General features: G+C 62.9%; 2 protein-coding genes. Both read left to right on the top strand.

Annotated features, from left to right (window positions below; translation table 11 throughout):
* Positions 1-337: flagellin (locus IC50_RS38200; RefSeq protein WP_035716849.1), on the top strand; the 337-nt coding region annotated here is incomplete at its 5' end.
* A gap of 270 nt (positions 338-607) precedes the next feature.
* A partial coding sequence (locus tag IC50_RS38195; protein ID WP_035716851.1) for a flagellin N-terminal helical domain-containing protein occupies positions 608-1,027 on the top strand: 420 nt, incomplete at its 3' end.

The following is a 1,027-nucleotide window of genomic DNA, read 5'->3' as shown; positions in this document are numbered from 1 at the left end:
TGCGTCGGTCGACACGATCAACATCTCCGCACTGACGGACTCGGCGGCCGACCAGACCACGCTCGATGGCTACATCGCGCAGGTCACGACCGCCATCAACTCGGTGGCCGCGTCCGCCGCCAATCTCGGCGCCGTCAAGAACCGTATCTCGACCAACACGGAGTTCGTGAAGTCGCTGATGGACTCGGTTGACCGTGGTGTCGGCCAGCTCGTCGACGCGGACATGAACGCGGAATCCACCCGCCTGGCCGCACTTCAGGTCCAGCAGCAGCTCGGCGTTCAGGCGCTTTCGATCGCCAACAACAGCAGCCAGAGCATCCTGTCGCTGTTCCGCTAAGACTTAAATCGTCGGAGGAGGGCCGCGCTTCTCGCGAAGCGCGGCCCTTTCGTTTGGTCGTGATGCCACGCGCGCCGTCATTTGGCTGCCTGTTGCAGCCGGAACACAGAGCCACAAGCCTCGCACAAGCTTCGCTGGCTAACCTCGCCGCTACGACCGATTGGGCCTGACCGCATTTCCGGGAGCCCAAAGGCATGACGCCGCTCTGTCGTACCGGTGCAAGCCCGGTATGTCCCCTAAGCTCAATTCAATCTCCAAAGGGACATCAAAATGGGTTCAAGTCTTCTCACCAACTCCTCCGCCATGACCGCGCTCCAGACCCTGCGGTCTGTCAGCGCGCAACTCGCCACCACGCAGAACCGCATCTCCACCGGTCAGCGCGTGTCCACCGCTTCGGACAACGCCGCCTACTGGTCGATCGCGACGTCGATGCGCTCCGACAACGCCGCGCTGTCCGCCGTCTCCGACTCGCTCGGCCTGTCGGCCGCCACCGTGGACACGGAATATACCGCTCTGACCTCGGTGATCGGCGACAAGGAATCGGGCCTGACCAAGCTCCAGGCGCTGCTGGTCGAAGCCAAGACCGCGGGTATCGACCGCACCAAGATCCAGGCCGACATCACCCAGATCCAGCAGGACATGAAGCTCAAGGCCAATTCGGCCACCTTCAACGGCATCAACTGGCTGAGC

It is taken from the genome of Bradyrhizobium genomosp. I (2014) (assembly GCF_000261685.1).
Taxonomy (GTDB): Bacteria; Pseudomonadota; Alphaproteobacteria; order Rhizobiales; family Xanthobacteraceae; genus Bradyrhizobium.
The sequence above is the reverse complement of the archived record's forward strand: the minus strand, read 5'-3'. Positions and strand labels throughout refer to the sequence as shown.